The following is a 24,507-nucleotide window of genomic DNA, read 5'->3' on the forward strand; positions in this document are numbered from 1 at the left end:
CTCACGGCGCGGATCGGCTGGCGGGTCGCGAAAGGGCGGTCAGAGGGGGAAGGTCTGAGGGGGCGGTCAGAGGGGGATGTTGCCGTGCCGGCGCTCCGGCATCGGCGCGCGTTTGCCGCGCAGGGCGCGCAGCGCGCGGCAGACCTGCTCCCGGGTCTCGCGCGGCGCGATGACGGCGTCGACGTAGCCGCGCTCGGCGGCGAGGTACGGGGTGCCGTGGGTGCGCTCGTACGCGGCGAGCAGGCGGGCGCGCAGCGCCTCGGGGTCGTCGGAGGCGGCGAGCTCGCGCCGGTGCAGCACGCCCACGGCCCCCTCGGCGCCCATCACGGCGATACGGGCGGTCGGCCAGGCGAGGTTGACGTCGGCGCCCAGGTGCTTGGACCCCATCACCGCGTAGCCGCCGCCGTACGCCTTGCGCACCACCACCGTCACCTTGGGCACGGTCGCCTCGGCGTAGGCGTACAGCAGTTTCGCCCCGCGGCGGATGATCCCGCCCCGCTCCTGCCGCACCCCGGACAGATAGCCGGGCACGTCGGCGAAGGTCAGCAGCGGGATGCCGAACGCGTCGCAGAACCGCACGAACCGCGCCGCCTTCTCGGAGGCGTCGATGTCGAGGACCCCGGCGGCGTGCAGCGGCTGGTTGGCGACGACACCCACCGAGCGGCCCTCGACCCGGGCCAGGGCGCAGATGATGTTCGGCGCGAACAGCTCCTGCACCTGGAGCAGCTCACCGTCGTCGACGACGGCGTGCAGCACGTCCCGCATGTCGTAGGCCTCGCCGAGGCGGTCCGGGACGACCCGGTCCAGCCCGGCCCCGGGGGGCGCCTGTCCCGGGGCGTACTCCGGGGGCCGTTCCAGGTTGTTGGCCGGGAGGTAGGACAGCAGGTCGCGCACGGTGTCGAGGGCGTCCTCCTCGTCGGCGGCGAGGAAGTGGGCGTTGCCGTTGACGGTGTTGCTGGTGCGGGCGCCGCCCAGCTCCTCGGCGGTGGTGCGCTCGCCGGTGACCGTCTCGATGACGTCGGGGCCGGTGACGAACATGTGCGAGGCGCCGTCCACCATCACCGTGAAGTCGGTGATCGCCGGCGAGTACGCGGCACCGCCCGCGCACGGTCCGAGGACGACGGAGATCTGCGGGATCACCCCGGACGCCTTCACGTTGCGGCGCACCAGCTCGGCGTAGAGGGCGAGCGCGGCGACGCCCTCCTGGATGCGCGCGCCGCCGCCGTCGTTGAGCCCGATCACCGGGCAGCCGGTCTTCAGGGCGAGCTCCATCAGGGCGATGGTCTTCTCGCCGAAGGCCTCGCCCATGCTTCCTCCGAACACCGCGGAGTCCTGGGCGAACACGCACACCGGCCGCCCGTCGACGGTGCCGTACCCGGTGACCACCCCGTCGCCGTAGGGGCGGCGGGCGTCCTGCCCGGTGGGCCGGGCCCGCACGAACAGGCCGGTCTCGGTGAAGGAGTCCTTGTCCACGAGCCGTTCGATCCGCCGGCGGGCCGAGAACTCCCCGCGTCTGCGCGGTCCGCCCGGGGCCACCGCCCGCTCGCGGCGCTCCGCCAGGCCGGCGACGCGTTCCGCGGTGCTCCCGGGTGCGTGCGTCGCCGTCTCCCCCGGACCGGATGCTGTCACTTCTGTGCTCACGACCACCTCCGAAGCGGTTCTCGAATATGGCAGCGAGGCGGGGGAGTGCCGTGCGGATCGCCGTACTGTGTGGGGGAGTTGAGTGTTCCGGCGCCGGATTTCATACCGGTGTGACAAGGGACCCCCGGGCCCGATTCAGTGGCGCGGGTGCTGAATGCGTTCTCCTTCTTCTATTGGACGTCGGGGCGTGCGGCGGCCAGGCTGGAGCGCACCATCGCCGGACAGCCGGAACGACAGCCGGAAGAGGTCACGAGCACATGCACACCCGCCGTATCGGTGACGTCGAGGTCAGCGCGATCGGACTGGGCGCGATGCCCATGTCCATCGAGGGACGGCCGGACGAGGAGCGCTCCCTCGCCACGGTCCACGCCGCGCTCGACGCCGGAGTGACCCTGATCGACACCGCGGACGCCTACCACCGGGGCGCCGACGAGGTCGGTCACAACGAGACCCTCATCGCCAAGGCCCTCGCCTCCCACGACCGCGGCGCCGACGTCCTGGTCGCCACCAAGGGCGGCCACCTGCGCCCGGGTGACGGCAGCTGGACCCTCGACGGCAGTCCCCGCCACCTCAAGGCGGCCTGTGAGGCATCGCTGCGCCGGCTCGGCGTGGAGGCCATCGGGCTCTACCAGTTCCACCGCCCCGACCCGCGCGTGCCCTACGCCGAGTCCGTCGGCGCGATCCGGGACCTCCTGGACGAGGGCAAGATCCGCATGGCCGGCATCTCCAACGCCGACCCCGAGCAGATCCGGCAGGCCAACGACATCCTGGGCGGCCGCCTGGTCTCCGTGCAGAACCAGTTCTCCCCGGCCTTCCGCTCCAGCGAGCCGGAGCTGCGCCTGTGCGACGAACTCGGCATCGCCTTCCTGCCCTGGAGCCCCCTCGGCGGGATCTCGAGGGCCGGTGAACTCGGCTCGGGCCACGCCGCCTTCGCCCGGATCGCCGAGGCGCACGGCGTGAGCCCGCAGCGCGTGTGCCTGGCCTGGATGCTCGCCAAGTCGCCGGTGGTCGTCCCGATCCCGGGCGCGAGCCGGCCCGAGACCATCCGTGACTCGCTCGCCGCCACCGACCTGACCCTGACCGCCGAGGAGCTGGCGGAGCTGGACGCCGCCTGACCAGACGCCGAGACCCGGGGACGGCCGCGCGCCGCCCCGGGTCTCCTGCTGCCCCGAGCACGTCCCCGCCCCACCGCACCGGCAACCTGGAGGACCACCGCCGATGGCATCGACGTGGGAAAGACCGCTCGACCACCGCTACCGGGGCGAGCACCCGATCCGCACCCTCGCCTACCTGTTCCGTGCCGACCGGCGGCGGCTGCTGGCCGCCGTCGTCGTCTTCACGGTCAAGCACAGTCCCGTCTGGCTGCTGCCGCTGATCACCGGTTCCATCATCGACACCGTCGTCCAGCACCAGCCCCTCGGCCGGCTCTGGGCCAGCACCGGCCTCATCCTGTTCATCCTGCTGGTCAACTACCCGCTGCACGTCCTGTACGTACGCCTCCTGTACGGCAGCGTCCGCCGCATGGGCACCGCCCTGCGCTCCGCCCTGTGCACCCGCATGCAGCAGCTCTCCATCGGCTACCACTCCCGCGTCAGCGCCGGCGTGCTCCAGGCCAAGGTCGTCCGGGACGTGGAGACCGTCGAGCAGATGGTCCAGCAGACCGCCGAGATCGGGCTCGGGGCCACCACCGTGCTCACCGGCGGGCTCGTCATCATCGCCGTCCGCACGCCCGAGTTCCTCCCCGTCTTCCTCGTCGTCGTGCCGGCCGCCGCCCTCCTCGTGGCCCGGCTCCGGGCACGGCTGCGCACCCACAACGAGCACTTCCGCCACGAGGTGGAAGCGCTGTCCTCCCGCGTCACGGAGATGACCCGCCTCATCCCCGTCACCCGCGCCCACGGCCTGGAGGGCAAGGCGCTGCGCCGCATGAACGGCACCCTGAACCGGCTGCTCACCTCCGGCCTCCGCCTCGACCTGGTCAACGGCCGCTTCGGCTCACTGTCCTGGGTCGTGCTCAACGTCGTCGGCGTGCTGGTCCTGACCGGCGCCGCGCTCGTCTCGTACCACGGCGTCTGGGGCGTCACCCCCGGGGACGTCGTGATGCTCAGCGCCTTCCTGACCACCCTCACCAACTCCACGACGACGCTGGCGGGGCTCGCCCCCGTCATCACCAAGGGCCTGGAGTCCGTCCGCTCGGTGGGCGAGGTCCTCCAGGCACCCGAACTGGAGGACAACCAGGGCAAGACGGAGCTCGCCGCCCTGCGCGGAGCCGTCACCTTCGAGCACGTCGGCCACGCCTACGAGAGGGACGGACGCGCCGCCGTACGGGACTTCACCCTCGACGTCGCGCCGGGCGAGACCATCGCCCTCGTGGGGGCGTCCGGCGCGGGCAAGTCCACCGTCCTCAACCTCGTCATCGGCTTCATCCGCCCCACCTCGGGCCGCCTGCTCCTCGACGGCACCGACATGAACACCCTCGACCTGCGCACCTACCGCCGCTTCCTGTCGGTCGTGCCCCAGGAGTCGATCCTCTTCGACGGCACGATCCGCGAGAACGTCGCCTACGGCATGGACGACGCCGACGAGGAGACGGTACGGGCGGCCCTGCGCGACGCCAACGCGCTGGAGTTCGTCGACCGGCTCCCCCGGGGCCTCGACACCCTGGTCGGCGAGCACGGCGCCCGGCTCTCCGGCGGGCAGCGGCAGCGGCTCGCCATCGCCCGGGCCCTGATCCGCGACCCCAGGGTGCTGGTCCTGGACGAGGCGACCTCGGCGCTCGACACCCGCTCCGAGGCCCTCGTCCAGCAGGCCCTGGCCCGGCTGCTGCGCGGGCGCACCACGTTCGTCGTGGCGCACCGGCTCTCCACCGTCCGGGGCGCCGACCGGATCGTGGTGATGGCCGACGGCGAGATCCAGGAGGTCGGCACGCACGAGGAACTCCTGCGCCGGGGCGGGGCCTACGCGGCCCTGCAGAACGGCCAGCCGGTCTGACGGGCGGTCAGAGAACAACAAATTCTCGTCGATTCCGCCCAGCTGAGAGAAAGGTGTGAATGTTTTCGCGTGGTTCGGGCATACGCAGCGAAAAATAGAGAGAGGGGCGCTACGTGCTCGTACCGGACCCGAAGGTCGTCAGGGAGTTGCTGACGCGGTACGCGTCGCTGAGGATCGCTCAGGCGGAGAGGCACCATCCGGCGGCGGCACGCGAGCTGGAGGACGTCAGTTACACGCTGTGCGTGATGATGGGGACGTCCGCGATTCACGAGGCGATCGCCAAGGCGGACGCACTGCTCCTCACCAAGGGGCGGTCCGAGACCGCGGACCCGGACGGGGAGAACGGCCTGACGCTCGTCGGCTGACACCCCCGCCCGGCCCGGACACGGACCGGGCGCATGCCTCGGCGGCCTACGAACGGGCCGCCGAGGCGGCCGTCTTCCCGTGGAAGGCCCGCCGGTAGGCGTACGGTGTGGTTCCCGCCACCTTGCGGAACCGCTCCCGGAACGCGGTCGGTGACCCGAACCCGGCCTGTCGCGCGATCCGTTCGACACAGTGGTCGGTGTTCTCCAGCAGGTACTGGGCGCGCCGCACCCGCGCCCGCAGCAGCCACTGCAACGGCGTGGTGCCGGTCTGCTCCCGGAAGCGGCGGCTGAAGGTCCGCTCGCTCATCCCGGCGCGCGCCGCCAGCGCGCCGAGCGTCACCTCCTGGGCGAGGTTGTCCTCGATCCACTCCAGCAGCGGTTCGAGCGCCGAACCCCGGGGCACGGGCGGGTGCTCGTGCACGATGAACTGGGCCTGCCCGCCCTCCCGTTCCAGCGGCATGACCGACATCCGGGCGATGTCCGCGGCGACGGCCGACCCCAGATCCCGCCGGATCATGTGCAGGCACAGATCCAGCGCGGCGGCCGCACCCGCCGAGGTGAGGATCTGCCCGTTGTCCACGTACAGCACGTCCGGCTCCACCTCGACCCGCGGGAACCGGCGGGCCAGCTCGCCCGCGGCGACCCAGTGCGTGGTGGCGCGCAGCCCGTCCAGCAGCCCCGCCTCCGCGAGGACGAAGGCGCCCACGCACACCGACGCGATGCGGGTACCGGCCTCGGCCGCCTGCCGCAGGGCCGCCAGCACCCGGGCGGAGGGCGGCGCGGCCTCCGGCGAGCAGCCCGGCACGATGACGGTGTCGGCCTCCGCCAGGGCCTCCAGCCCCCGGTCGACGCGCAGGGTGAAACCGCCGTCCGCCCGCACCTCCGGTGTCTCGGCGCACAGCCGGACCCGGTAGGCGGGCCGCCCGTCCGGCAACTGGGTCCAGGCGAACGTCTGCTGGGGCGCCGCCATGTCGAACGGGACCACGTGATCGAGAACCAGGATCGCCACGGTGTGCATGACCGCCACCCTAGGGGCATTCCCGCCAGTGCCGTGAGGTGGGCCCTGTGGGGGTCTCGCAGCAGGAGTGCAGGCCGGGGGAGTTGGCGAGAACCCGTGGAAAGCTGTCGTTCCGGCCCCTGGGGGATCACGTCACGGCTTCCTAGCGTGGGCGCTGTCGATCACCTTCACGGAAAGAGCCCCGGTGACCAAGATCCTGCTGTCCCTCCACGTCCTGGCCGCCATCGTCGCCATCGGTCCCGTGACCGTCGCGGCCAGCATGTTCCCGCCGGCGGTGCGCCGCGCGGCTCCCGCGGACGGCGACGCCCCCGGCCCGTCGGCGCTCGGCACGGTCGCACTGCTGCACCGCATCTGCCGCGTCTACGCCGGCGTCGGACTGACGGTCCCGCTGTTCGGATTCGCCACCGGCGCCGCGATGGGCGTCCTGGGCAGCGGATGGCTCGTCACCTCCATCGCCCTGACCGCCGCTGCCGCCGGCGTCCTGGTCGCGTTCGTCCTGCCCCGCCAGGAGGAACTCCTCGGCCGGCTGAAGGGCGAGCAGACCGTGGACCACCGGAACACCGTGCAACTCGCCATGTTCACCGGGATCTTCAACCTCCTCTGGGCCACGGTCACCGTCCTGATGATCGTCCGGCCGGGTTCCACGACCGGAGCCTGACGCCGCCCCCGCCGGCCAGCCACGGATGTCCGGTCTGCGTCAAGTCATCCCAGGGAATTCACACTCCGGGACTCTGTGCCGCCTACACTCGCAGTCTCGCCCCCGTACGGGGCCGACGAGCAGAAAGGCACGTTGACGGGTGTTCCAGGATTCCCCCATCTACGACCGACTCATCGCGGAGCGCGGCGACGTACCCGCACAGGTGCGCCGCGAGGCCGAACGTGTGAGCAGGGAACTGGAGCTGGTCATGCGGCCCTCGCAGTCCCTCGGCTACGACCGGCCGCACTCCCCGGGAGCGGGCTGGCAGCGAGCCGGCATGCTCCCCGGCCCGCGACCGCAGTGACCCGGCGGGCCCGGGCCCGGGGTGTGCCGGGCCCGGTCCTCAGCGCACCGTCGCGTTCGAGCCGTTGACGCGTGACGGCTGCTCGGGGACCGGCCGGGACAGCCACTCGGCGATGGTGCGGGCGATCGGCTGCCCCGTCTCCACCTCGACGAACCCGAACTGCCCCGACTGGTTGCACTCCAGGAACCACCAGGTCCCGTCGGCGTCCTCCGCGAAGTCGAAGGCGCCGTACGCCAGTTCGGCCTCGCGCAGATAGGACAGGACGCCCGGCGCGATGCGCGGCGGGACGTCGGCCGGCTCCCACGGCGCCCCGGGCGCCGCGAAACGCACGTCGACGTCGTCGGGATCGGCGTCCGCCGCCGTCGCCTTGCGGGCGGCCAGCATCCGCTCGCCCACGACGGTGAGCCGGACGTCGGCCCGCTTGGCGATCCGCCTCTGTAACAGCGTCGGCCCGAACGCGACGGCGGAGAAGTCCGTGTCCGGCGCGACCCGGCTCGTCGGCACCGCCCGTGGCGGGTCCTGCGGATGCGCGCCCGACACCGGCTTGACCACCAGGTCCGGGTAGCGCTCGGCGAACTCGCGGGCCGCGCGCGGGAAGGTCGTGATCAGCGTCGCCGGCACGGGCAGCCCGCACCGCTGGGCCAGCCGCAGCTGCCAGGGCTTGTGCCGGGCCCGGACGGCCGCGTCGGGGTGGTTCATCCAGCGCGCGTCCGAGCCCCGCAGCATGCCGTAGAGCGCCTGCGCGGCCTCCTCGGTCAGCCACGCGGACGGCTGGGCCGCCCGCGCGGCCGGCGTGCCGGGCCGGCGCACCCAGACCGACCGCAGCCCCCCGATGCTCACCAGCCGCCCCCCGGCGGACAGATGGCCGCGGAACCGGCCGTGGACGTACTCCCCTGACAGCGCGACACCCCCGGTGAGATCGGCGGGGTCGACCCGGACCACCGGAACCCCGGCGCCGTTCAGGTGCACGACCACCATGTCCGCGGTCACGTCCTCCTCACAGGTGAGGATCAGTACGGTCATCTTCGGCGGCCCGTGGTCAGTCGTCGAAGTGGGTCTTGGAGCCGGCGGTGGACGTCGTGGTGCCGAACTCTGCCAATACGGCGAAGTCGCAGGCGGCGACCCTGCCGTCGCGTAGCAGGTTCAGCTGCAGTCCGGCGTCGTACACGTACGGAGTGGCAGCTTCCAACTCCACCGCCGGGCGCGCGTAGTTGAGCGCGAACGGTTGCATCGTCTCTCCCTCGTCGGTACTGCGCCGATCGAGCGAAGGTCCAGGGGCGCGGCCACCCGGTCCGCCGGCTCGTTTCGGCTTCCAGAGACTTATACGAATCGAACGGGTGGTTGGTTTCCTTACTTTCCGTAGTCATCGGGCCGGTTGGTGGTCCGGCCGGTGTGCCGTACTGCGCTCCCGCTCGCCGAGGGAGCCGCGGACAGTGCGCAGAGCGAGCAGCAGGACGCCGATGTCGTCCAGGTACACCGGGTCCGGCAGCAGGTCGACGGGCAGCACGAAGTAGAGGACCGCGCCCCAGAAGACCCACCGCGGGCCGGTGGGCAGTCCCGCGCGCCGCAGGTCGCGCCGGGTCCGCACCAGCCGCACGAGGATGCCGACGGCGAAGGCGAGGACGAGGGCCGCGAGACCCGCGGCCAGGATGATCACCGTTGTCGTCGTATCCACGGGTTGCCCTCCTCCTGGCGTGCCGCGACACGGGGTGTCCCTTCCTGGATTCCCGTTTCCGGCGGCTGTATTGCGGCCGGGGCCCGACATGTCGGCGCGTCGGCGGATTTTCCCGTGCGGGCGGTCATCCCGGTGGCTCACCCGAGTGGCACGGTGTGACGGGGGCGCCTAGTAATGGTCACCGTAACGTCGCTCGTCACACGACGGGGGGCGCAGGAGCGGCCGCACTCTTCCCATGGAGGCGAGTATGACCACCTGCTCTTCATCACCCCGCTCGAACGAACCTGCCATACCCAGCGAGCCGAACGGGTCCGCCCAGCCGTCCGCCGAGACAACCGTCGCCACCGGCACGTACCAGGTGGAGCAGACGAGCACGCAGCCCGCCGATGCCCACCAGGCCGGCCCGGCGGGTGCCGAGCCTGTCGCCCTCGGCTCCCACCCGGTGGCCGGGTCGGCCGCGCAGCCCACCGCCCCCGGCCTCGACCAGGCAGGTCAGACGGCTCAGACACCGGTGCGGCCCGCTGCCCCCGGCTCCGCCGAGGTACCCGCGCGGCCCGCTTCCCCCGCCACGGACCAGCCCGCGGAGCAGCCTGTCGCCGCGCCGGGTTCCGACCCCGTGGGCCCCGCGGACGACCGGCCCGTCGCCGCGTCCGGTCCCGGCCGGGCGGACCCGGCGGCCGAGCGGCCCGTCGTCGCGTCGGATTCCGGGCAGGCGGGCGTGGCGGACGAGCGGTACCCCGCCCCCGGCACCGACTCCGCCGACCCCACCGACCCCATGAACCACGCACCGGCGCCCCCCGCCCCCGGCGACCTGACGGACGGACAGCAGGGCGCTCCCGTGCTGGACGGGAGCGCTCCTGGGGACGCCCGGCCCGGCCCTTCCGCCCTGGACGAGCCCGCCCCGGCGTCCGCGACCGGCCCGGGCGAGCCGGAGCAGCCCGGTGCGCGGCCGTTCGTCATCCGCTCGCTGGACGACAACCCGGTGGAGCTCCGGCCCGGCACCGGGCCGGGCACCGGCGGAGCGCCCTACGGCGACGCGGTCAGCGACCTGGTGCACGCCGCAGTGGCCGACCGGCCGCTGGAGGAGGTCGTCGACCTCATCACCTCGCTGGAGGAGTCGCCCGACCACACCCAGGCCAAGGTCGACGCGCTCCGCACCGCCGGGGTGACCCGGCCCGTGGAGGACGTCTCCCGGCTGATCGCCCTGCTGACCAAGCCGCCGCGGGACGCCGACTGCGCGGACGAGGCGATCCGCGCCGCGGCCGCCCACCGCCCCGTGGAGGAGGTGACCCGGCTGGTCACCCTGCTGCACAAGGAGCCGCAGGAGCCCCACGTCCGCGAGGAGGCACTGCGGGCGGCCGCCACCGGCCGGTCCGTCGGGGAACTGGTCGAGCTGATCGACCGCCTCGGCCTGGAGCGGTTGGACCGCGACGGCCGCCCGCCGAACGGCACATCGCGCCCCGGCGGCACGGCCGCGAAGCCCGGGACGCCCGTCCGGACGGGCAGGCGCCGCGCGGCACGCAGGGCCGCGGCCGGCGAGACCCACCGGACCCTCGACGCACCGCCCCCGGACCGCGAGCGCGCCCAGGAGCGCTTCGCCCGCTCGGTGTCCTGGTCGGGCTGGCTCGCCGCCCTGGCACTCGCCGTCTGCGCCGTGGCCCACTTCCCGCTCCAGCGCGGCGACGCCTCCCTGCGGCTGCACGCGTTCGCCCTCGGCCTGTCGGTGCTGTGCACGGTGCTGGCGCTGCTGCTGGCCCTGCGCCCCGTCGCCGTGGTGCTGGCCGGGGCGGTGCTGGTGCCCACGGTGCTGGCCGGGGCCCAGGCGTACGGGAGTTCCTTCCCGGCGGCGTCGCTGTCCCGGGCCGTCGACCTCGCTCTCGCCCCGCCCTGGCTCGCCGCCGCGGTCGCCGTGTGCGCGGCGCTGCTGGCCCTCGTCGCGCTGGTCTTCCGCGTGCTGGCGCCCATCGCGAGCCGGGACTGGGCGCCCGCGCAGGCGCCCGATGCGGGCCCCGTGGCGGAGTGACGCCCGCGGTCACCGCGCCGGACTGGATCCGCCCACCGGTGGATCCGGTCCCGCCCGCGCGCCGGGCGCCAGGCGGGCGCGGGGCAGGCGGGACTCGGCGAACACTCCTTAGGCCTGCCGCCCGAGCATCCCGGTCAGCACCCGGTCCGGCGTGAGCGGGAGTTCGCGGAAGCGGACGCCGGTGGCGTGATGGACGGCGTTGCCGATCGCCGCGGCCGTCCCGACGATGCCGATCTCCCCGATGCCCTTGCTGCCCATGGGGTTGAGCCACGGATCGTCCTCGTCGAGCCAGTGCGCCTCGATCTCGCCGACGTCGGCGTGCACGGGCACGTGGTACGAGGCCAGGTCCGACTCGGTGAAGTCACCGAACGCGGCGTCCACCGTGCTGCCCTCGGTCAGCGCCATGCCCAGACCCATCGTCATGCCGCCGACGAACTGGGAGCGTGCCGTGCGGGCGTTGAGGATGCGCCCGGCCGCGTACACCCCGAGCAGCCGGCCCACGCGCACCTCGCCGGAGACGGTGTCCACGGCGACCTCGGCGAAGTGCGCCCCGAAGGCGTGCCGCGCCCGTTCGCTCTCGGCGTCCGCCGTGCCGGTCGTGTCCGCCAGGGCCTCGACGCCCTCCTCGGGCAGCGGCCCGGTGCGCTCGGCCAGCCGCCGGGCCAGCCGGGCACAGGCCTCGTGCACCGCCCAGCCCCAGGAGGCGGTGCCGGAGGAGCCGCCGGCCAGCGGCGCGGGCGGGAGTTCACTGCTGCCGATCTCGGTCCGCACCCGCTCCAGCGGCACCCCGAGGGCGTCGGCGCCCACCTGGGCGAGCACGGTCCGGGCCCCCGTGCCGATGTCGGTGGCGTTGACCCGCACCAGGTACGTCCCGTCCGGCAGCGCGCGGGCCGCGGCCGTGGAGGGCCCCACCATGGCGGGGTACGTCGCCGCCGCCACCCCCGTGCCCAGCAGCAGGGGCCCTTCCCGGCGGGCACCCGGGCGGGGATCGCGCCCGGCCCATCCGAAGCGCCGGGCGCCCTCCCGCAGGCATTCGACCAGGTGCCTGCTGCTGAACGGCCTGCCGCTGTCGGGCTCGACGTCCGGTTCGTTGCGGACACGCAACTCGACCGGGTCCATGCCGAGTTCGGTGGCGAGCTCGTCCATGGCGGACTCCAGCGCGTACATGCCCGGGGCCTCGCCCGGCGCCCGCATCCACGACGGCGAGGGCACGTCCAGCGCGGTGACCCGGTGCACCGTACGGCGGTGGGGCGCGGCGTACATCACGCGAGCGGGGACCGCCGCGTGCTCCACGAACTCCTTGATGCGGGAGGTGTGCGTGGTGACCTCGTGCGTGAGGGACGCCAGGCGGCCGTCCGCGTCGGCCCCCAGCCGCAGCCGGTGCAGGGTCGGGGCGCGGTGCCCGACGACGGCGGGCAGGTACCGGCGGGGGAGCGCCACGGTGACCGGCCGCCCGGTCTGCCGCGCCGCCATCGCGGCGAGGACGACGTCGGGCCGTGGCGTCCCCTTGGAGCCGAAGCCGCCGCCGACGTGCTCGGCGGTGACGACGATCCGCTCCTCGGGCAGGCCGAACAGCCCGGCGAGCGCGGCCCGTACCGCGTTGGTGCCCTGGCTGGAGGTGTGCACCGTGAGCCGGCCGTCCTCCCAGCGGGCGGTGCTGGCGTGCGGCTCCATGGGGTGGTTGTGCAGCGGCGGCACCCGGTACACCACGTCGACCCGGGCGGCCGAGGAACCGAACGCCCCGTCGGCGTCGCCCTGCTCACGCAGGCCCGGCTCACCGGCGTTGGCCTCCTCGGGCACGTACAGGCCCGGGTGCGAGGCGGTGAGGGCCACGTCGTGCTCCTCCGCGTCGTAGCCGACGCGGACGGCGGCGGCGCCGGCCCGGGCCGCCTCCAGGGTCTCGGCCACCACCAGGGCCACGAACCAGCCCCGGTGCGGGACCCGCGGGTCCTGGAGCACGGCGAGCGTGGCATCGTCCGGTTCCCGCAGCCGCGGCGCGTTCTCGTGGGTGAGGACGGCCAGCACACCCGGCACGGCCAGGGCGGCCGCCGTGTCGACGCCGGTCACCCGCCCCCGGGCGACAGCCGCCGGCACGGGCCAGGCCTGGGCCCGCCCGGGCACGTGGTGCTCGGCGGCGTAGCGGGCGGTGCCGCTGACCTTCTCCCGTCCCTCCCGGCGCTCGGCGGGAGCGCCCACGCTGCCGGTCATGAGGCCCTCCTCGTGAGCGCGGTGTCCGTGAGCCGGGACAGCACGTCCACGGCGAGGTTCCGGGCGAGCGGCACCTTGTAGGCGTTGTCCCGCAGCGGCCGCGCGGCGGAGAGTTCGAGGTCGACGGCGTGCTCGAACGCGGCGAGGGTGGGGGCCGCGCCCAGCAGCGCCTCCTCCGCCCGCCGGGCCCGCCACGGCCGGTGCGCCAGCGCCCCGAAGGCGAGACCCGCATGGCGGACCACACCGTCCTCGACATGCAGCACGACCGCGACGGAGGCGAGCGCGAAGGCGTACGAGGCCCGGTCGCGTGCCTTGCGGTACGCCGACGGCAGCCCCGCCGCGGCGGCGGGCAGCACCACGCCGGTGACCAGCTCCCCGGGGCGGATCTCGGTGTCCCGCTCGGGCCGGTCCCCGGGCAGCCGGTGGAAGTCCGCCGCCGCGACACGCCGGGCACCCTCGGGGCCGTACAGCTCGACACGCCCGTCCAGGGCGGCCAGCGCCACCGCCATGTCCGAGGGATGGGTGGCGATGCAGTGCGCGGAGTGCCCCAGCACCGCGTGGTCGCGGTGGACACCGTCCCGCGCGCCGCAGCCGCTGCCCGGCTCGCGCTTGTTGCACGGCTTGGACAGGTCCTGGAAGTACGGGCACCGGGTGCGCTGGAGCAGATTGCCCCCGGTCGTCGCCGCGTTGCGGAGCTGCCCGGAGGCGCCCGCGAGTACCGCCTGCGACAGTGCCGGGTACCGGTCGCGCACCAGCGGGTGGGCCGCGAGGTCGCTGTTGCGGACCATCGCCCCGATCCGCAGCCCGCCGTCGGGCAGTTCCTCCACCGCGTCCAGCGGCAGCCGGGTGACGTCGATGAGCGCGGCGGGCGTCTCCACGCCGAGCTTCATCAGGTCGACGAGGTTGGTGCCGCCGCCGAGATAGCGGGCGCCGGTGTGGGAGGCGTACGCGGAGGTCGCCTCCTCGACGCTCCCGGCGCGGACGTAGGCGAACTCCTTCACGGGATCACGTCCTCCACCGCCTCGGCGATGCGCGGATACGCACCGCACCGGCACAGGTTGCCGCTCAGCCGCTCCCGGATCTCGTCCCGGTCCAGCGGCACCGGCTCACCCGAGGGCGCGGCCGGATCGGTGACGTGCGAGGGATGTCCGGCCGCCGCCTCGGCGAGCACGCCGGCCGCGGAGCAGATCTGGCCCGGGGTGCAGTAGCCGCACTGGAAGGCGTCGCGTTCCAGGAAGGCGCGCTGCAGCGGGTGCGGTTCCTCCCCGTCGCCCGCGAGGCCCTCGACGGTGGTGACCTCGCAGCCGTCCAGGGCGACGGCGAACAGCAGACAGCTGTTCAGGCGCCGCCCGTCCACCAGGACCGTGCAGGCGCCGCACTGACCGTGGTCGCAGCCCTTCTTGGCGCCCGTGAGGCCGAGATCCTCCCGCAGGAGGTCCAGCAGGACCCGCCGGTGGTCGACCGTGAGCGTGTGGGGTTTGCCGTTGACGCGGAGCGTCGTCTCCGAGTGGTGCTGGTCGTTGCCCATGTCGTCGAGGACCTTTCCGGGCGGGCCGTACTGCCGTACCGGAACGCGTATCCACGAGACCTCGACTGACACGTCCGCCCCGCGAGGCGGACACCTCCTAGGGCGCCGACTTCACCTGCTGGACGTCGGCGCTCCCCGGGTCCTCGGCCGTCGTCGCCGGGCGCCTGGTCCTGAAGCGTTCCAGGGTCCGGGTGAGCTGCTGGAGCGGGGACGCGGCGGCCGCACCGGACGGCTCCTGCCGGGCCGGAGCGGCCCCGGCGGACTCCTGGTAGGCGGCCAGGGCCTCGTGGGCGCGTTCGGCCGCCTCCCGGTACAGGTCACGCGACTTCGTCATGGCCTCCAGCGCCTCGGCGTACATGGCCACCAGACCGCGCTGGCGCTCCAGCTCCTCCTGGAGCGTCAGCAGGTGCCAGTCCTCCCGCAGCGCGGTGAGGGCGTCCTCGGCGCCGTCGGGCAGGGGTCTCGGCAGCGCCGCGAACCGCGTCACGGCGTCGACGAGGTCGGCGGGCTCGGAGCCGTCGAGGAAGACCGCGCGTACCGAGAAGTCCTGGGCGTCGTAGCCCTCCGGGGCCGGTGTGCCGGGCAGTACCACGGCACCGCCGCGCGGCACCTGGACACCGAGGTCGCGCAGGGCCCAGTTGAGGCCCCGGTGCTGCTGGGGCGCGGCGCGGTGCTCCACCACGCGGTGCCGCAGGCCCGGCGGGAGCCACCGCGCGAGCGGCACCCGGCCGCGGTCGTCGGTGGTCATCGCCTCGTGGACGACCACGTGGATGTGCCAGCCGCCGCGCACCGCGTTCCGCAGCAGGCGACGGGTCTCCTTGTCGTCCTGGGGGAGCGGGTTGATCTCGCGCAGGGACAGGTCCGTGGCGGGATCCTGGACCCACGCGGTGTCCGGCTCCTCGGGCCAGAACAGGCCGGCCGGGGACGGCCACGCCTCCCGCCACGGCTGCTCGGCCTCCGCGACCAGCAGCCACTCCTGCGCGTCGCCCGGGCCGGGCGCCAGACTCAGCCGGGCGCGCACGGTCACGGTGTCGTCCACCCGCCAGCGGGCCTCGAAGACCCCCTCCGAGGGGGCGGCCTCGTCGGCGGGCAACTCCACGAAGTCGTCGATGTCGCGGCTGTCCTTGCGCTGCTGGAGCGAGCGCCGGAGAGCGTCTTCCGCGGCGCCTCCGGTACGGCGGCCGCGGGCCAGCCACACCGTGGCGGGGGTGAGGGGGCGGACGGTGGGGGAGGTCGGCATGGGTCCATCTGTGAGCGTGGGTACGTGTGCCTGCCAGTATCGTCGCCGCAGGCCGGCGGGGATCACCCGGGGTCGCGTCCCGGTCGGGGCTCCCGTCCCGTACGCACCTACGAGCGGTCACCTCCCCGGTCGGGGCGCGGCTCGCGGCCCGGTACGACGTCGGTCACGCCCGACTCCTCGGCGGTGTCCTCACCGCCGGGACGGGGCGTGCTCCGGCCGCCTGCCTGACCGCCGCCGGTGGTGCCGTAGCCGCCCGGCACGCCGGGGACGCTGTCCGCGTCAGCCTCGTCACGGCTGATGTGGCGGGTGGCGCGCACACCCGCGCGCCGCTCCGGGTGCGGATAGCTGAAGGGACGGGCGGCGGCCCGCTCCTCCTCGGTGCTCTCCGGCCGGCTCCCGCGGTCGTTCGGTTCCGCGCTGTTGTCGTCACTCATGGGGCACCGCGTACCCGTGCCGAGCTGTGCCATGTGAGGACGCGGGCCGCGCCTTGCGGCCCCGGGCAGCGCCCGGGGGCAGGGACGGGAGTGCGGGGAGTGCGCCCTGCGCGCGGGGTGTGCGCGCCGCGCGCACACACGTGGATCTCACTCGTGGTCCGGCCCCCGGGGGTTTCCCGACAATGGTGCGCACGAGCAGGGCCCGCCCACCATCCGCATCGGGGCGGGTCCTGCTCGCTTCCCGGGAGGCTCTCCCCGGCGTCGGCCGCCCCGCCCGTCAGCGGACCGGCAGACCCGCCAGCGCGCCCACCCCGGCGGCGCAGGCGAGGACGGCGCAGGCACCGGCCGCGTGGCGCCTGAGCAGGGCGTGCCGCAGGGCGGCGTAACGGGTCTCGTACTCGTGCCGCAACTGCTCGGCCCGCCGGACCGTGCCGAGCAGCAGCTGACGGGTGACGTCCAGGCGCGTGCGGACGTAGTGCCCGGCGACCTCCTCGGCCTGGGCGGTGGTCAGCCACGGCATCCGGGCGCACAGGTCCTCCGCCTCGCGTCGCGCCTGGTCCCGATGGGCCTGGGCGAGGAGGTAGCCCTCCACCTCGTCGGCCAGGACGTGCGGCGGCCCGCCGGCCGGCGCCCCGCGTCTGCCGCGTCTCACGGCCGTTCGCCCTTGTGCCCGCCGGCGTCGAGCACATCGCGCTGCCCGCCGGTGTTCTCCGCCTCGTCGAGGACGGCCAGGTCCGGGTGGCGCAGGTCGAAGGCCGGGGACTCGGAGCGGATCTTGGGCATGGTGAGGAAGTTGTGGCGGGGCGGCGGGCAGGAGGTGGCCCACTCCAGCGAGCGCCCGTAGCCCCACGGGTCGTCGACCTCGACCTTCTCGCCCTTCTGGGCCGTCCGCCACACGTTGTAGAGGAACGGCAGCGTCGACAGGCCGAGGAGGAAGGCGCCGATGCTGGAGACGGTGTTGAGCGCGGTGAAACCGTCGGCGTCCAGATAGTCGGCGTAGCGGCGGGGCATGCCCTCGGCGCCCAGCCAGTGCTGCACCAGGAACGTGGTGTGGAAGCCGGTGAAGAGCGTCCAGAAGTGGATCTTCTCCAGGCGCACGTCGAGCATGGTGCCGGTCATCTTCGGCCACCAGAAGCTGAACCCGCCGAACATCGCGAACACGATCGTGCCGAACAGCACGTAGTGGAAGTGGGCGACCACGAAGTAGCTGTCGGTGACGTGCCAGTCCAGGGGCGGCGAGCCCAGGATGACCCCGGTCAGGCCGCCGAAGAGGAAGGTGACGAGGAAGCCGGCCGCCCACAGCATCGGCGGTTCGAACGAGAGCGAGCCCTTCCACATCGTGCCGATCCAGTTGAAGAACTTCACGCCCGTCGGCACGGCGATCAGATACGTCATGAAGGAGAAGAACGGCAGCAGCACCGCGCCGGTGGCGAACATGTGGTGCGCCCACACCGTCACCGACAGGCCGGCGATCGCGATCGTGGCACCGATCAGCCCGGTGTAACCGAAGATCGGCTTGCGGGCGAAGACCGGGATGATCTCGCTGATCACACCGAAGAACGGCAGCGCCAGGATGTAGACCTCGGGGTGGCCGAAGAACCAGAACAGGTGCTGCCACAGGACCGCGCCGCCGTTCTCGGCGTTGAACACCTGGGCGCCGAACCGCCGGTCCGCCTCCAGCACCAGCAGGGCGGCGGCCAGCACCGGGAAGGCCAGCAGCACCAGCACCGAGGTGAGCAGCACGTTCCAGGTGAAGATCGGCATCCGGAACATGGTCATGCCCGGGGCGCGCATGCAGATGATCGTGGTGATGAAGTTGACCGAGCCGAGGATCGTGCCGAAGCCGGACAGCGCCAGCCCCATGAGCCACAGGTCCCCGCCGACGTGCGTGGTGCGCTCACCGCCGCTGAGCGGGGTGTACGCGGTCCAGCCGAAGTCGGCGGCGCCCTGCGGGGTGAGGAAACTGCCGAGCACGATCAGGCCGCCGAAGAGGAACAGCCAGTACGACAGCATGTTCAGCCGGGGGAACGCCACGTCGGGCGAGCCGATCTGCAGGGGCATGACGGCGTTGGCGAAGCCGGCGAAGGTGGGCGTCGCGAACAGCAGCAGCATGATCGTGCCGTGCATGGTGAACGCCTGGTTGTACTGCTCGCCGGAGAGGATCTGCAGCCCCGGCCGCGCCAGCTCCGCCCGGATGGCCATCGCCAGCGCCCCGGCGATCAGGAAGAAGACGAACGACGTGATCAGGTACAGGTGCCCGATCTTCTTGTGATCGGTGGTCGTCACCCAGGTGACGATCACCTTCCCTCTGCCGCGGCGCTCCACCGCGGGTACCGGCGCGACGGGCTCGGTATAGGTCGCCATGAGTTCCTCGATCGGCAGCAACGGTGTCTGGACACCAGGGCGGAAGCCGGGTCCGGCTCGGAGGAAACTAGCCCCGGCGGTCCGTCCCCTTCGTGTGTCCTCGCGGTGTGCCCGGCTGAATGGCCGAATTGTCCAGTCGTCCGAGCGGTCCGCGACTCGTTTCGCTTGATGTGTCATGGTTTGTCATGAAGTAGCTGCGGCACTCGGGTGGAGGTCCGGCCCGTCGGCCGGGCGGAACAGAGGGTGGTCGATGACGACGATCGGCGTGGAAGAGGAGTATCTGCTGCTCGACCCGGTCACGGGCCTGCCGGTTCCCCATGCGGACAAGGTGCGGGCAGCGGCGGGCGTGGGGCGTCTCGTGGCCGACCAGGAGGTGCAGTACGAGCTGCTGCAGGCCCAGGTCGAGGTGGCCACGCCGGTGTGCGACACCCTGGAGGAGGTCGGCGGGCACCTGCTGCGGCTGCGCCACGCCGTCGGAGTGGCTGCCGAGGAGCACGGCTGCCGGATCGCCGCCTGCGGCACACCCCCGGTGCGTCACGGCCGTCCCGTGGCCGTCACCGACCAGGCCCGGTACCGGGCGATGGTCACGCAGGCGCCGCAGCTGGTGGCGGAGCAGCTGGTCAACGGCACCCACGTCCACGTCGCCGTGCCCGACCGCGAGGCGGGCGTGCAGGTCCTGAACCGGATCCGGCCCTGGCTGCCCACCCTGACCGCCATGGCGGCGAACTCCCCGCTGTGGGACGGCCACGACACCGGCTTCGCGAGCTGGCGCACGGTGATCTTCAGCCGCTGGCCCGTCAGCGGCATGCCCCCGGCCTTCCGGGACGCGGCCGACTACGACCGGCGCGCGCAGCGGCTCGCGGAGGCCGGGCTGATCTCCGACATCGGCCAGCTCTACTGGCAGGCCCGCCTGTCGTCGCGCTACCCCACCGTCGAGGTGCGGTGCCTGGACGTCCAGCTGCACGCCGACGAGGCGGTCATGCTGGCCGCGATCACCCGGGGCCTGGTGGAGACCGCCCTGGCGGAGACGGCCGCCGGCGCGCCCCTGCCCGACTGCGCCCCGGAGATGCTCCAGGCCGCCATGTGGCACGCCGCCCGCCACGGCCTCGACGACACCCTGGTCGACCCGGGCGGCACACCGCACCGCGCCGGCGACATGCTGTACGAGTTCCTGCGCCACGTCGCTCCCGCACTCGACGCCTCCGGCGACACCCGGCAGGTCACGTCCCTGATCCACCGGCTCCTGCAGGACGGCACCGGCGCGGACCGGCAGCGCGCCGCCCTCGCGCAGGGCGGCCTCCCGGCGGTCACCGACCTCATCAGCGCCCGGGGCACGATTCCGTGACGGGGCACTCGGCCGGTGCGCGGCGCACCGCGTGACCGGCGCCGCCGGGGGCCGGGGGCCGGCTTTTCGGACGCCGCCGCGGGTGACCGTCCCGTGCGACGAACGGAGGTGGACCGTGAGCGAGCGGAGCGGCGAGGGCGGACGGCGGATGCTCGCCGATCTGCTGGACGCCAGTCACCTCATGCCGATCGAGCTGCTGCCCGCCAAGGCCTCCGAGTGCGCGCGTGCCGCCGACTTCCACCACGTGCTGATCTACCTGGCGGACCTGCAACGCAGCACCCTGTGCCTCCTCCCCGGCGACGAGGCGGCGGCCCGGGGGCATGAGCCCGTGCTGCAGATCGAGGGGACGGTCGCCGGGCGCGCCTTCCAGCACGGCGACGTGCTGCCCGCCGGGCCGCCGGGCGACGACACGTTCGACTGGTGGGTGCCGCTGCTGGACGGGACCGAACGCATCGGGCTGCTGCGGGTGAGCGCCGGGCGCAACGACGCCGGCACCCGCGCGGACATGGAGGCGCTGGCCGCCCTCGTCTCGCTGATCGTCGTCAGCAAGCGGGGCACCAGCGACGCGCTGGCCAGGCTGGTCCGCGCCCGGCCGATGAGCGTGGCCGCCGAGATGCAGTGGAACCTGCTGCCGCCGCGCACCTACGCCGACGGCAGGGTGGCGATCTCGGCCGCTCTGGAACCGGCCTACGACATCAGCGGCGACGTCTTCGAGTACGCCGTCGACGGGCCCCTGGTCCACCTGACCATCTTCGACGCGATGGGCCACGACACCGCCGCGGGTCTCTCCGGGGCGCTCGCGCTGGGCGCCTGTCGCAACGCCCGCCGCCAGGGCGCCGACCTCCTCGCCAAGGCGGAGGCCGTCGAAGCCGCCCTCCTCGAGCAGTACGACCACCGGCGCTACGTCACCGGCGTCCTGGCCACGCTCGACACCCGCACCGGCGGCCTGCAGTGGATCAACCGCGGTCACCACCCGCCGATCATCATCCGCGACAACCGCTGGACGACTCACCTCACCTGCCCGCCGGCCCACCCGATGGGCACCGACCTCGGACTGCGCGGCACGGTGTGCGAGGAGCACCTCCAGCCCGGGGACCGCGTCGTGCTCTACACCGACGGCATCACCGAGGCGCGCCGCTCCGGCGACCGGGAATTCGGCCTGGACCGGTTCACCGACTTCCTCATCCGCCACCACGCCGACGGACTGCCCGTCCCCGAGACGCTGCGCCGCCTCATCCACGCCGTCCTCGAGTACCACGACGGCCGTCTCCAGGACGATGCCACCGTCCTCATCTGCGAATGGATCGGCCCGCACGCGGAACCGGCCCGGACGGCGGCCGACCTGACCGGCCTGTACCCCTCACGGCGACGCCCGGCCGACCGCGAAGACGCCTGACCGGCGACGGCCCGCCTGTCGCCGTCCTTCAGCGTGACGCCAGCCCGTGCCGCTGGGCCGCCGCTCCGAAGTAGTCGCCGCCCTTGCGCCGGACGTCGTCGGTGCCCCAGGCCTGCTCACCGTCGGCGGCCGGGCCGCCCTCCCTGGCGGCGTTCTGCCGCAGCGGGGCCGGGACGAGTCTCGGTATGTGCTTCGAGCAGTGGATGTACGCCTCCTCCACCTCGACCTCCACCCACATCTGGGGGCGGCGGCCGGGCACCGGGTCGACGGGCAGGCCCGGGTGCCGCCGGCGCATGGCGTCATCGGCGACCAGCTCCGCGCGGCCGTTGACGTGGAGGCCGATGCGGTCCCGGGAGAAGTCGATCATCAGGATGCCGATGTGCGGGTTCTCCCGGATGTTGCCGAGCGAGGCCATGACGCCGTTGCCGCGGTACTCCGGGTAGGCCAGGGTCGCGTCGTCGAGTACCCGCAGGAAGCCGGGCGGGCCGGCCCGGAAGGTGCTGTCGCACTCCCCGCGGCTGTCCGCCGTGGCGAGGAAGAACATCTCCTGACGGGCCACGAACTCCTTCATCCGCGGATTGAGCCGGTCCAGCACCTGCTCGTCGTAGAACCGGTCGGCGCGTTCGACGGTGCCCAACTCGCGCTGTATGTGGTGCTCTCCGTGGCTTCCGGGGCGCTCTGCCCGCTGGTCGTCGTACAAGGTTCCTCCTGGCAGGGATGGTCCGCCCGCGTCCGCCACGGCACGCGTGGCTGATTCGATCGCCTTGCAGGCCGAAAAGCGCCACCGGCCCTGCACGTGAGGGTAGAACAACCGCTCTCCCATGCCGCTTTGCGGTCCCGGCGTCCCTCCTGTCACGCGGAGGCAGGAGATTTTGCAGAGACTGCACCTTTGCATAGTATGAAGAAATGACGGAGGGGAATCCGGCGGCTCCCGGGCTGCGGGAACGCAAGAAGAAGGCCACGCGAGCCGCCCTGGTGGCGGCCGCCGTGCGCCTCGCGGCGGAGCACGGCGCGGAGAACGTCACCGTCGACGCGATCAGCGAGGCCGCCGGCGTCTCCGCGCGGACGTTCTTCAACTACTTCGACGCACGTGACGACGTCTTCGTGATGATCGGCGCGGAGTCGAGCGCGAGGGTCCGGCAGGCCGTCCTCGCGGCGCCCCCCGACGTCCCCCCGCTGGAGGCACTGCGCGACGCCATCGCATCCGAGCTGGCGGAGATCGAGCAGCACCAGGAACTGTGGCGCCTGCACTCGGAGGTGCTGCGCCGCTCGCCGCACCTGCTCGCACGCAGTATCGGCGCCCACCTGGCGGACGAACTCGCCCTGGCCGAAACGCTCGCCGAGCGCATCGGCACCGGTTCGCCGCTCTTCTCCGAGGAACGCCCGGACTCCGCGTCGCCGGACGACGTCCGCAGGAGGCGGGCGCTGGGCCTCTACCCACGCCTGCTGGCCGCCGTCGGCGTCACGGCCGTCCGGGTCGCCGTCGAGCACTGGTGCGTCCGGCAGGACGAAGTCGCCTTCGCGGACGTCTTCCGGGAGACGTTCGAGCAACTGGCCGCAGGGCTTCCGGCCCCGGCCCCGGCAGACCGGTAACCACTCCGCACCGCGAACTGCCACCGTCAACAGTGTGAAAGAGATGATGTGACTTCTTCAGCGGCGCCGGTAGAGGCGTCACCGTCCGCCATGTCCAACCGGCAGATACTCCAGGCCATGTCGGGACTGATGGCGGGCATGTTCGTCGCCATCCTGGCCGGCACCGTGGTCTCCAACGCGCTGCCGCGGATCATCGCCGACCTGGGGGCCAGCCAGTCCTCCTACACCTGGGTCGTCACCGCCGAACTGCTGGCCATGACGGCGACCGTGCCCCTGTGGGGCAAGCTCTCCGACCTCTACAACCAGAAACTGCTGCTCCAGCTCTCCCTCGGCCTGTTCGTCGTCGGCTCGCTGCTGGCCGGCTTCTCCCACGACGTCGGGCTGCTCATCTTCAGCCGAGTCGCCCAGGGCATCGGCGCCGGTGGCCTCACCGCGCTCGCGCAGGTCGTGATGGCCGCGATCATCCCGCCGCGCAGGCTGGGCAAGTACGCCGGCATCTTCGGCGCCGTGTTCGCCGTGGGCACCGTCGCCGGTCCGCTGATCGGAGGCGTCCTCGTCGACACCTCCTGGCTCGGCTGGCGCTGGTGCTTCTTCATCGGCGTGCCCTTCGCCCTGCTCGCCATCGCCCTGCTCCAGCGCACCCTGCACCTGCCCACCGTCCGCCGCGAGGCGAGGATCGACTACCTCGGCGCCTTCCTGATCGTGGCGGGCGTCTGCGCGCTGCTGATCTGGGTCACGCTCGCCGGGAACGAGTTCGACTGGGCGTCCTGGCAGACCGCCGCGCTGACCGGCGGGGGAGTGGCACTGCTCGTCGCCGCCGTGTTCGTCGAGGCGAAGGTCGCCGAACCGGTCATCCCGCTGGGCATCTTCCGCAACCGCACCGTCACGCTGACCACCGTCGCCAGCCTGTTCGTCGGCGTGGCCATGTTCGGCGGCACGGTCTTCCTGTCGCAGTACTTCCAGGTGTCCCTGGGCAAGTCCCCCACGGTCGCGGGCCTGATGAGCCTGCCGATGATCCTGGGGCTGCTGCTCTCCTCCACCGTCGCCGGGCAGATCATCAGCGCGACCGGGCGGTGGAAGGTGTACCTCGTCGTGGGCGCGGTCACCATGACCGCGGGCCTCGGACTGCTCTCCACGATCGGGGCCGACACCCACTTCGCGCTGCTCAGCCTCTACATGGCCGTGATGGGCATCGGCGTCGGCATGCTGATGCAGAACCTGGTGCTGGCGGCGCAGAACGACGTCCCGGCGGCCGAACTGGGCGCCGCGACCTCGGTGCTGTCCTTCTTCCGCAGCATGGGCGGCACCATCGGCACCAGCGTGCTCGGCGCGATCCTGGCCAACCGTGTCGCCTCCGAGATGACCAAGAGCCTGGAGGGCTCGGGCGCCGCCGCGGGCGGGGGCCAGGCCGGGCACGGGGGCGTGCCCGACATGACCGCCCTGCCGGAGCCGATGCGGAACATCGTGGAGCACGCGTACGGGGTCGCCACCGCCGAACTCTTCCTCGTCGCCACGCCCTTCGCGCTGCTCGCGCTGATCGCCGTGCTGTTCATCAAGGAGAAGCCACTGAAGACCACCAGCGGCATGGAGCGGCTCTCCGAGGAGTCCACGCACACCGCCGGGCCGGCCGCGGACGGCACCCGCCCGCGCGTCGACGCGGACGCCTGACGCCGACGTCTGACGCCGAC

The 24,507-nt window shown here is 73.2% G+C and carries 23 protein-coding genes; 10 read left to right on the forward strand and 13 right to left on the reverse strand.

The genetic code is table 11. From position 1 onward, the window contains the following. Window positions 1-66: 66 nt before the first annotated feature. The gene (locus ABZ948_RS35465; RefSeq protein WP_359766679.1) at window positions 67-1,641 is read right to left on the reverse strand and encodes an acyl-CoA carboxylase subunit beta; all 1,575 of its coding nucleotides are present in this window, start codon (window positions 1,639-1,641) and stop codon (window positions 67-69) included. A gap of 257 nt (window positions 1,642-1,898) precedes the next feature. Here ABZ948_RS35465 and ABZ948_RS35470 point away from each other — a divergent pair, with 257 nt between their 5' ends. From ABZ948_RS35470 to ABZ948_RS35480, 3 genes are all read left to right on the forward strand, one after another. Continuing rightward, complete coding sequence (locus tag ABZ948_RS35470) at window positions 1,899-2,756, forward strand: aldo/keto reductase (RefSeq protein WP_359766681.1); 858 nt, start codon at window positions 1,899-1,901, stop codon at window positions 2,754-2,756. A 103-nt stretch (window positions 2,757-2,859) separates the two neighbouring features. Beyond that, window positions 2,860-4,629, forward strand: coding sequence for an ABC transporter ATP-binding protein (locus ABZ948_RS35475; protein WP_359766683.1), 1,770 nt, complete (start codon window positions 2,860-2,862; stop codon window positions 4,627-4,629). 113 nt (window positions 4,630-4,742) lie between these two features. Next, a complete protein-coding gene (locus tag ABZ948_RS35480; RefSeq protein WP_037763987.1) occupies window positions 4,743-4,994 on the forward strand; it encodes a DUF5133 domain-containing protein in 252 nt (83 codons plus the stop codon). A 46-nt stretch (window positions 4,995-5,040) separates the two neighbouring features. On the opposite strand, the gene ABZ948_RS35485 is transcribed toward ABZ948_RS35480, so the two are convergent. Beyond that, window positions 5,041-6,012, reverse strand: a complete 972-nt coding sequence (locus tag ABZ948_RS35485) for a GlxA family transcriptional regulator (protein ID WP_359766685.1) — start codon at window positions 6,010-6,012, stop codon at window positions 5,041-5,043. A 184-nt stretch (window positions 6,013-6,196) separates the two neighbouring features. Here ABZ948_RS35485 and ABZ948_RS35490 point away from each other — a divergent pair, with 184 nt between their 5' ends. After that, entirely contained in the window at window positions 6,197-6,670 is a 474-nt protein-coding gene (locus ABZ948_RS35490) for a hypothetical protein (protein ID WP_359766687.1), read from the forward strand. A gap of 139 nt (window positions 6,671-6,809) precedes the next feature. Continuing rightward, the gene (locus ABZ948_RS35495; RefSeq protein ID WP_031111422.1) at window positions 6,810-7,013 is read left to right on the forward strand and encodes a hypothetical protein; all 204 of its coding nucleotides are present in this window, start codon (window positions 6,810-6,812) and stop codon (window positions 7,011-7,013) included. A gap of 39 nt (window positions 7,014-7,052) precedes the next feature. Here ABZ948_RS35495 and tgmB read toward each other — a convergent pair whose 3' ends face one another. The 3 genes from tgmB to ABZ948_RS35510 all read right to left on the reverse strand — a co-directional run bounded on the left by tgmB (window position 7,053) and on the right by ABZ948_RS35510 (window position 8,688). Then, window positions 7,053-8,036, reverse strand: coding sequence for an ATP-grasp ribosomal peptide maturase (gene tgmB / locus ABZ948_RS35500; RefSeq protein ID WP_359766690.1), 984 nt, complete (start codon window positions 8,034-8,036; stop codon window positions 7,053-7,055). 16 nt (window positions 8,037-8,052) lie between these two features. Further along, complete coding sequence (gene tgmA / locus ABZ948_RS35505) at window positions 8,053-8,244, reverse strand: putative ATP-grasp-modified RiPP (protein ID WP_359766692.1); 192 nt, start codon at window positions 8,242-8,244, stop codon at window positions 8,053-8,055. Window positions 8,245-8,376: 132 nt separating this feature from the next. Beyond that, complete coding sequence (locus ABZ948_RS35510) at window positions 8,377-8,688, reverse strand: YkvA family protein (protein WP_359766694.1); 312 nt, start codon at window positions 8,686-8,688, stop codon at window positions 8,377-8,379. 247 nt (window positions 8,689-8,935) lie between these two features. On the opposite strand from ABZ948_RS35510, the gene ABZ948_RS35515 reads away from it, so the two are divergent. Next, window positions 8,936-10,711: a hypothetical protein gene (locus ABZ948_RS35515; RefSeq protein WP_359766696.1), complete on the forward strand. Its 1,776-nt coding sequence runs from the start codon at window positions 8,936-8,938 to the stop codon at window positions 10,709-10,711. A 108-nt stretch (window positions 10,712-10,819) separates the two neighbouring features. Here the strand turns inward: ABZ948_RS35515 and ABZ948_RS35520 are convergent, their stop codons facing one another. The 7 genes from ABZ948_RS35520 to ctaD all read right to left on the reverse strand — a co-directional run bounded on the left by ABZ948_RS35520 (window position 10,820) and on the right by ctaD (window position 18,485). Next, a complete protein-coding gene (locus ABZ948_RS35520; protein WP_359766698.1) occupies window positions 10,820-12,919 on the reverse strand; it encodes a xanthine dehydrogenase family protein molybdopterin-binding subunit in 2,100 nt (699 codons plus the stop codon). Beyond that, the gene (locus ABZ948_RS35525; RefSeq protein ID WP_359766700.1) at window positions 12,916-13,920 is read right to left on the reverse strand and encodes an FAD binding domain-containing protein; all 1,005 of its coding nucleotides are present in this window, start codon (window positions 13,918-13,920) and stop codon (window positions 12,916-12,918) included. Before ABZ948_RS35525 ends, ABZ948_RS35520 begins: the two co-directional genes overlap by 4 nt. Then, window positions 13,917-14,447 (reverse strand): (2Fe-2S)-binding protein, encoded by a 531-nt coding sequence (locus ABZ948_RS35530; protein WP_359766718.1) that lies wholly within the window; start codon window positions 14,445-14,447, stop codon window positions 13,917-13,919. The genes ABZ948_RS35525 and ABZ948_RS35530 overlap by 4 nt, the downstream gene beginning before the upstream one ends. Window positions 14,448-14,544: 97 nt before the next feature. Then, window positions 14,545-15,687, reverse strand: a complete 1,143-nt coding sequence (locus ABZ948_RS35535; protein ID WP_359766702.1) for a hypothetical protein — start codon at window positions 15,685-15,687, stop codon at window positions 14,545-14,547. 107 nt (window positions 15,688-15,794) lie between these two features. After that, entirely contained in the window at window positions 15,795-16,121 is a 327-nt protein-coding gene (locus tag ABZ948_RS35540; protein WP_359766704.1) for a hypothetical protein, read from the reverse strand. Window positions 16,122-16,398: 277 nt separating this feature from the next. Continuing rightward, the gene (locus tag ABZ948_RS35545) at window positions 16,399-16,773 is read right to left on the reverse strand and encodes a hypothetical protein (protein WP_359766706.1); all 375 of its coding nucleotides are present in this window, start codon (window positions 16,771-16,773) and stop codon (window positions 16,399-16,401) included. Continuing rightward, entirely contained in the window at window positions 16,770-18,485 is a 1,716-nt protein-coding gene (gene ctaD, locus ABZ948_RS35550; protein WP_359766708.1) for an aa3-type cytochrome oxidase subunit I, read from the reverse strand. The genes ABZ948_RS35545 and ctaD overlap by 4 nt, the downstream gene beginning before the upstream one ends. Before the next feature lie 250 nt (window positions 18,486-18,735). On the opposite strand from ctaD, the gene ABZ948_RS35555 reads away from it, so the two are divergent. After that, window positions 18,736-19,830, forward strand: a complete 1,095-nt coding sequence (locus tag ABZ948_RS35555; protein WP_359766710.1) for a carboxylate-amine ligase — start codon at window positions 18,736-18,738, stop codon at window positions 19,828-19,830. Window positions 19,831-19,978: 148 nt separating this feature from the next. Next, on the forward strand, window positions 19,979-21,226 hold the full coding sequence (locus tag ABZ948_RS35560; RefSeq protein ID WP_359766720.1) for a PP2C family protein-serine/threonine phosphatase: 1,248 nt from the start codon (window positions 19,979-19,981) through the stop codon (window positions 21,224-21,226). 28 nt (window positions 21,227-21,254) lie between these two features. Here ABZ948_RS35560 and ABZ948_RS35565 read toward each other — a convergent pair whose 3' ends face one another. Next, window positions 21,255-21,863 (reverse strand): pyridoxamine 5'-phosphate oxidase family protein, encoded by a 609-nt coding sequence (locus ABZ948_RS35565; protein ID WP_359766712.1) that lies wholly within the window; start codon window positions 21,861-21,863, stop codon window positions 21,255-21,257. A gap of 269 nt (window positions 21,864-22,132) precedes the next feature. Here ABZ948_RS35565 and ABZ948_RS35570 point away from each other — a divergent pair, with 269 nt between their 5' ends. Together ABZ948_RS35570 and ABZ948_RS35575 are read left to right on the forward strand one after the other, a co-directional pair. Next, window positions 22,133-22,819 carry a TetR/AcrR family transcriptional regulator gene (locus tag ABZ948_RS35570; RefSeq protein WP_359766714.1) on the forward strand — a complete coding sequence of 229 codons (687 nt, stop codon included), beginning with the start codon at window positions 22,133-22,135 and terminating at the stop codon, window positions 22,817-22,819. Window positions 22,820-22,909: 90 nt separating this feature from the next. Next, complete coding sequence (locus tag ABZ948_RS35575) at window positions 22,910-24,487, forward strand: MDR family MFS transporter (protein ID WP_359766716.1); 1,578 nt, start codon at window positions 22,910-22,912, stop codon at window positions 24,485-24,487. Window positions 24,488-24,507 lie beyond the last annotated feature (20 nt).

The sequence above is a fragment of the Streptomyces olindensis genome (assembly GCF_040645895.1).
Classification (GTDB): Bacteria; Actinomycetota; Actinomycetes; order Streptomycetales; family Streptomycetaceae; genus Streptomyces; species Streptomyces olindensis.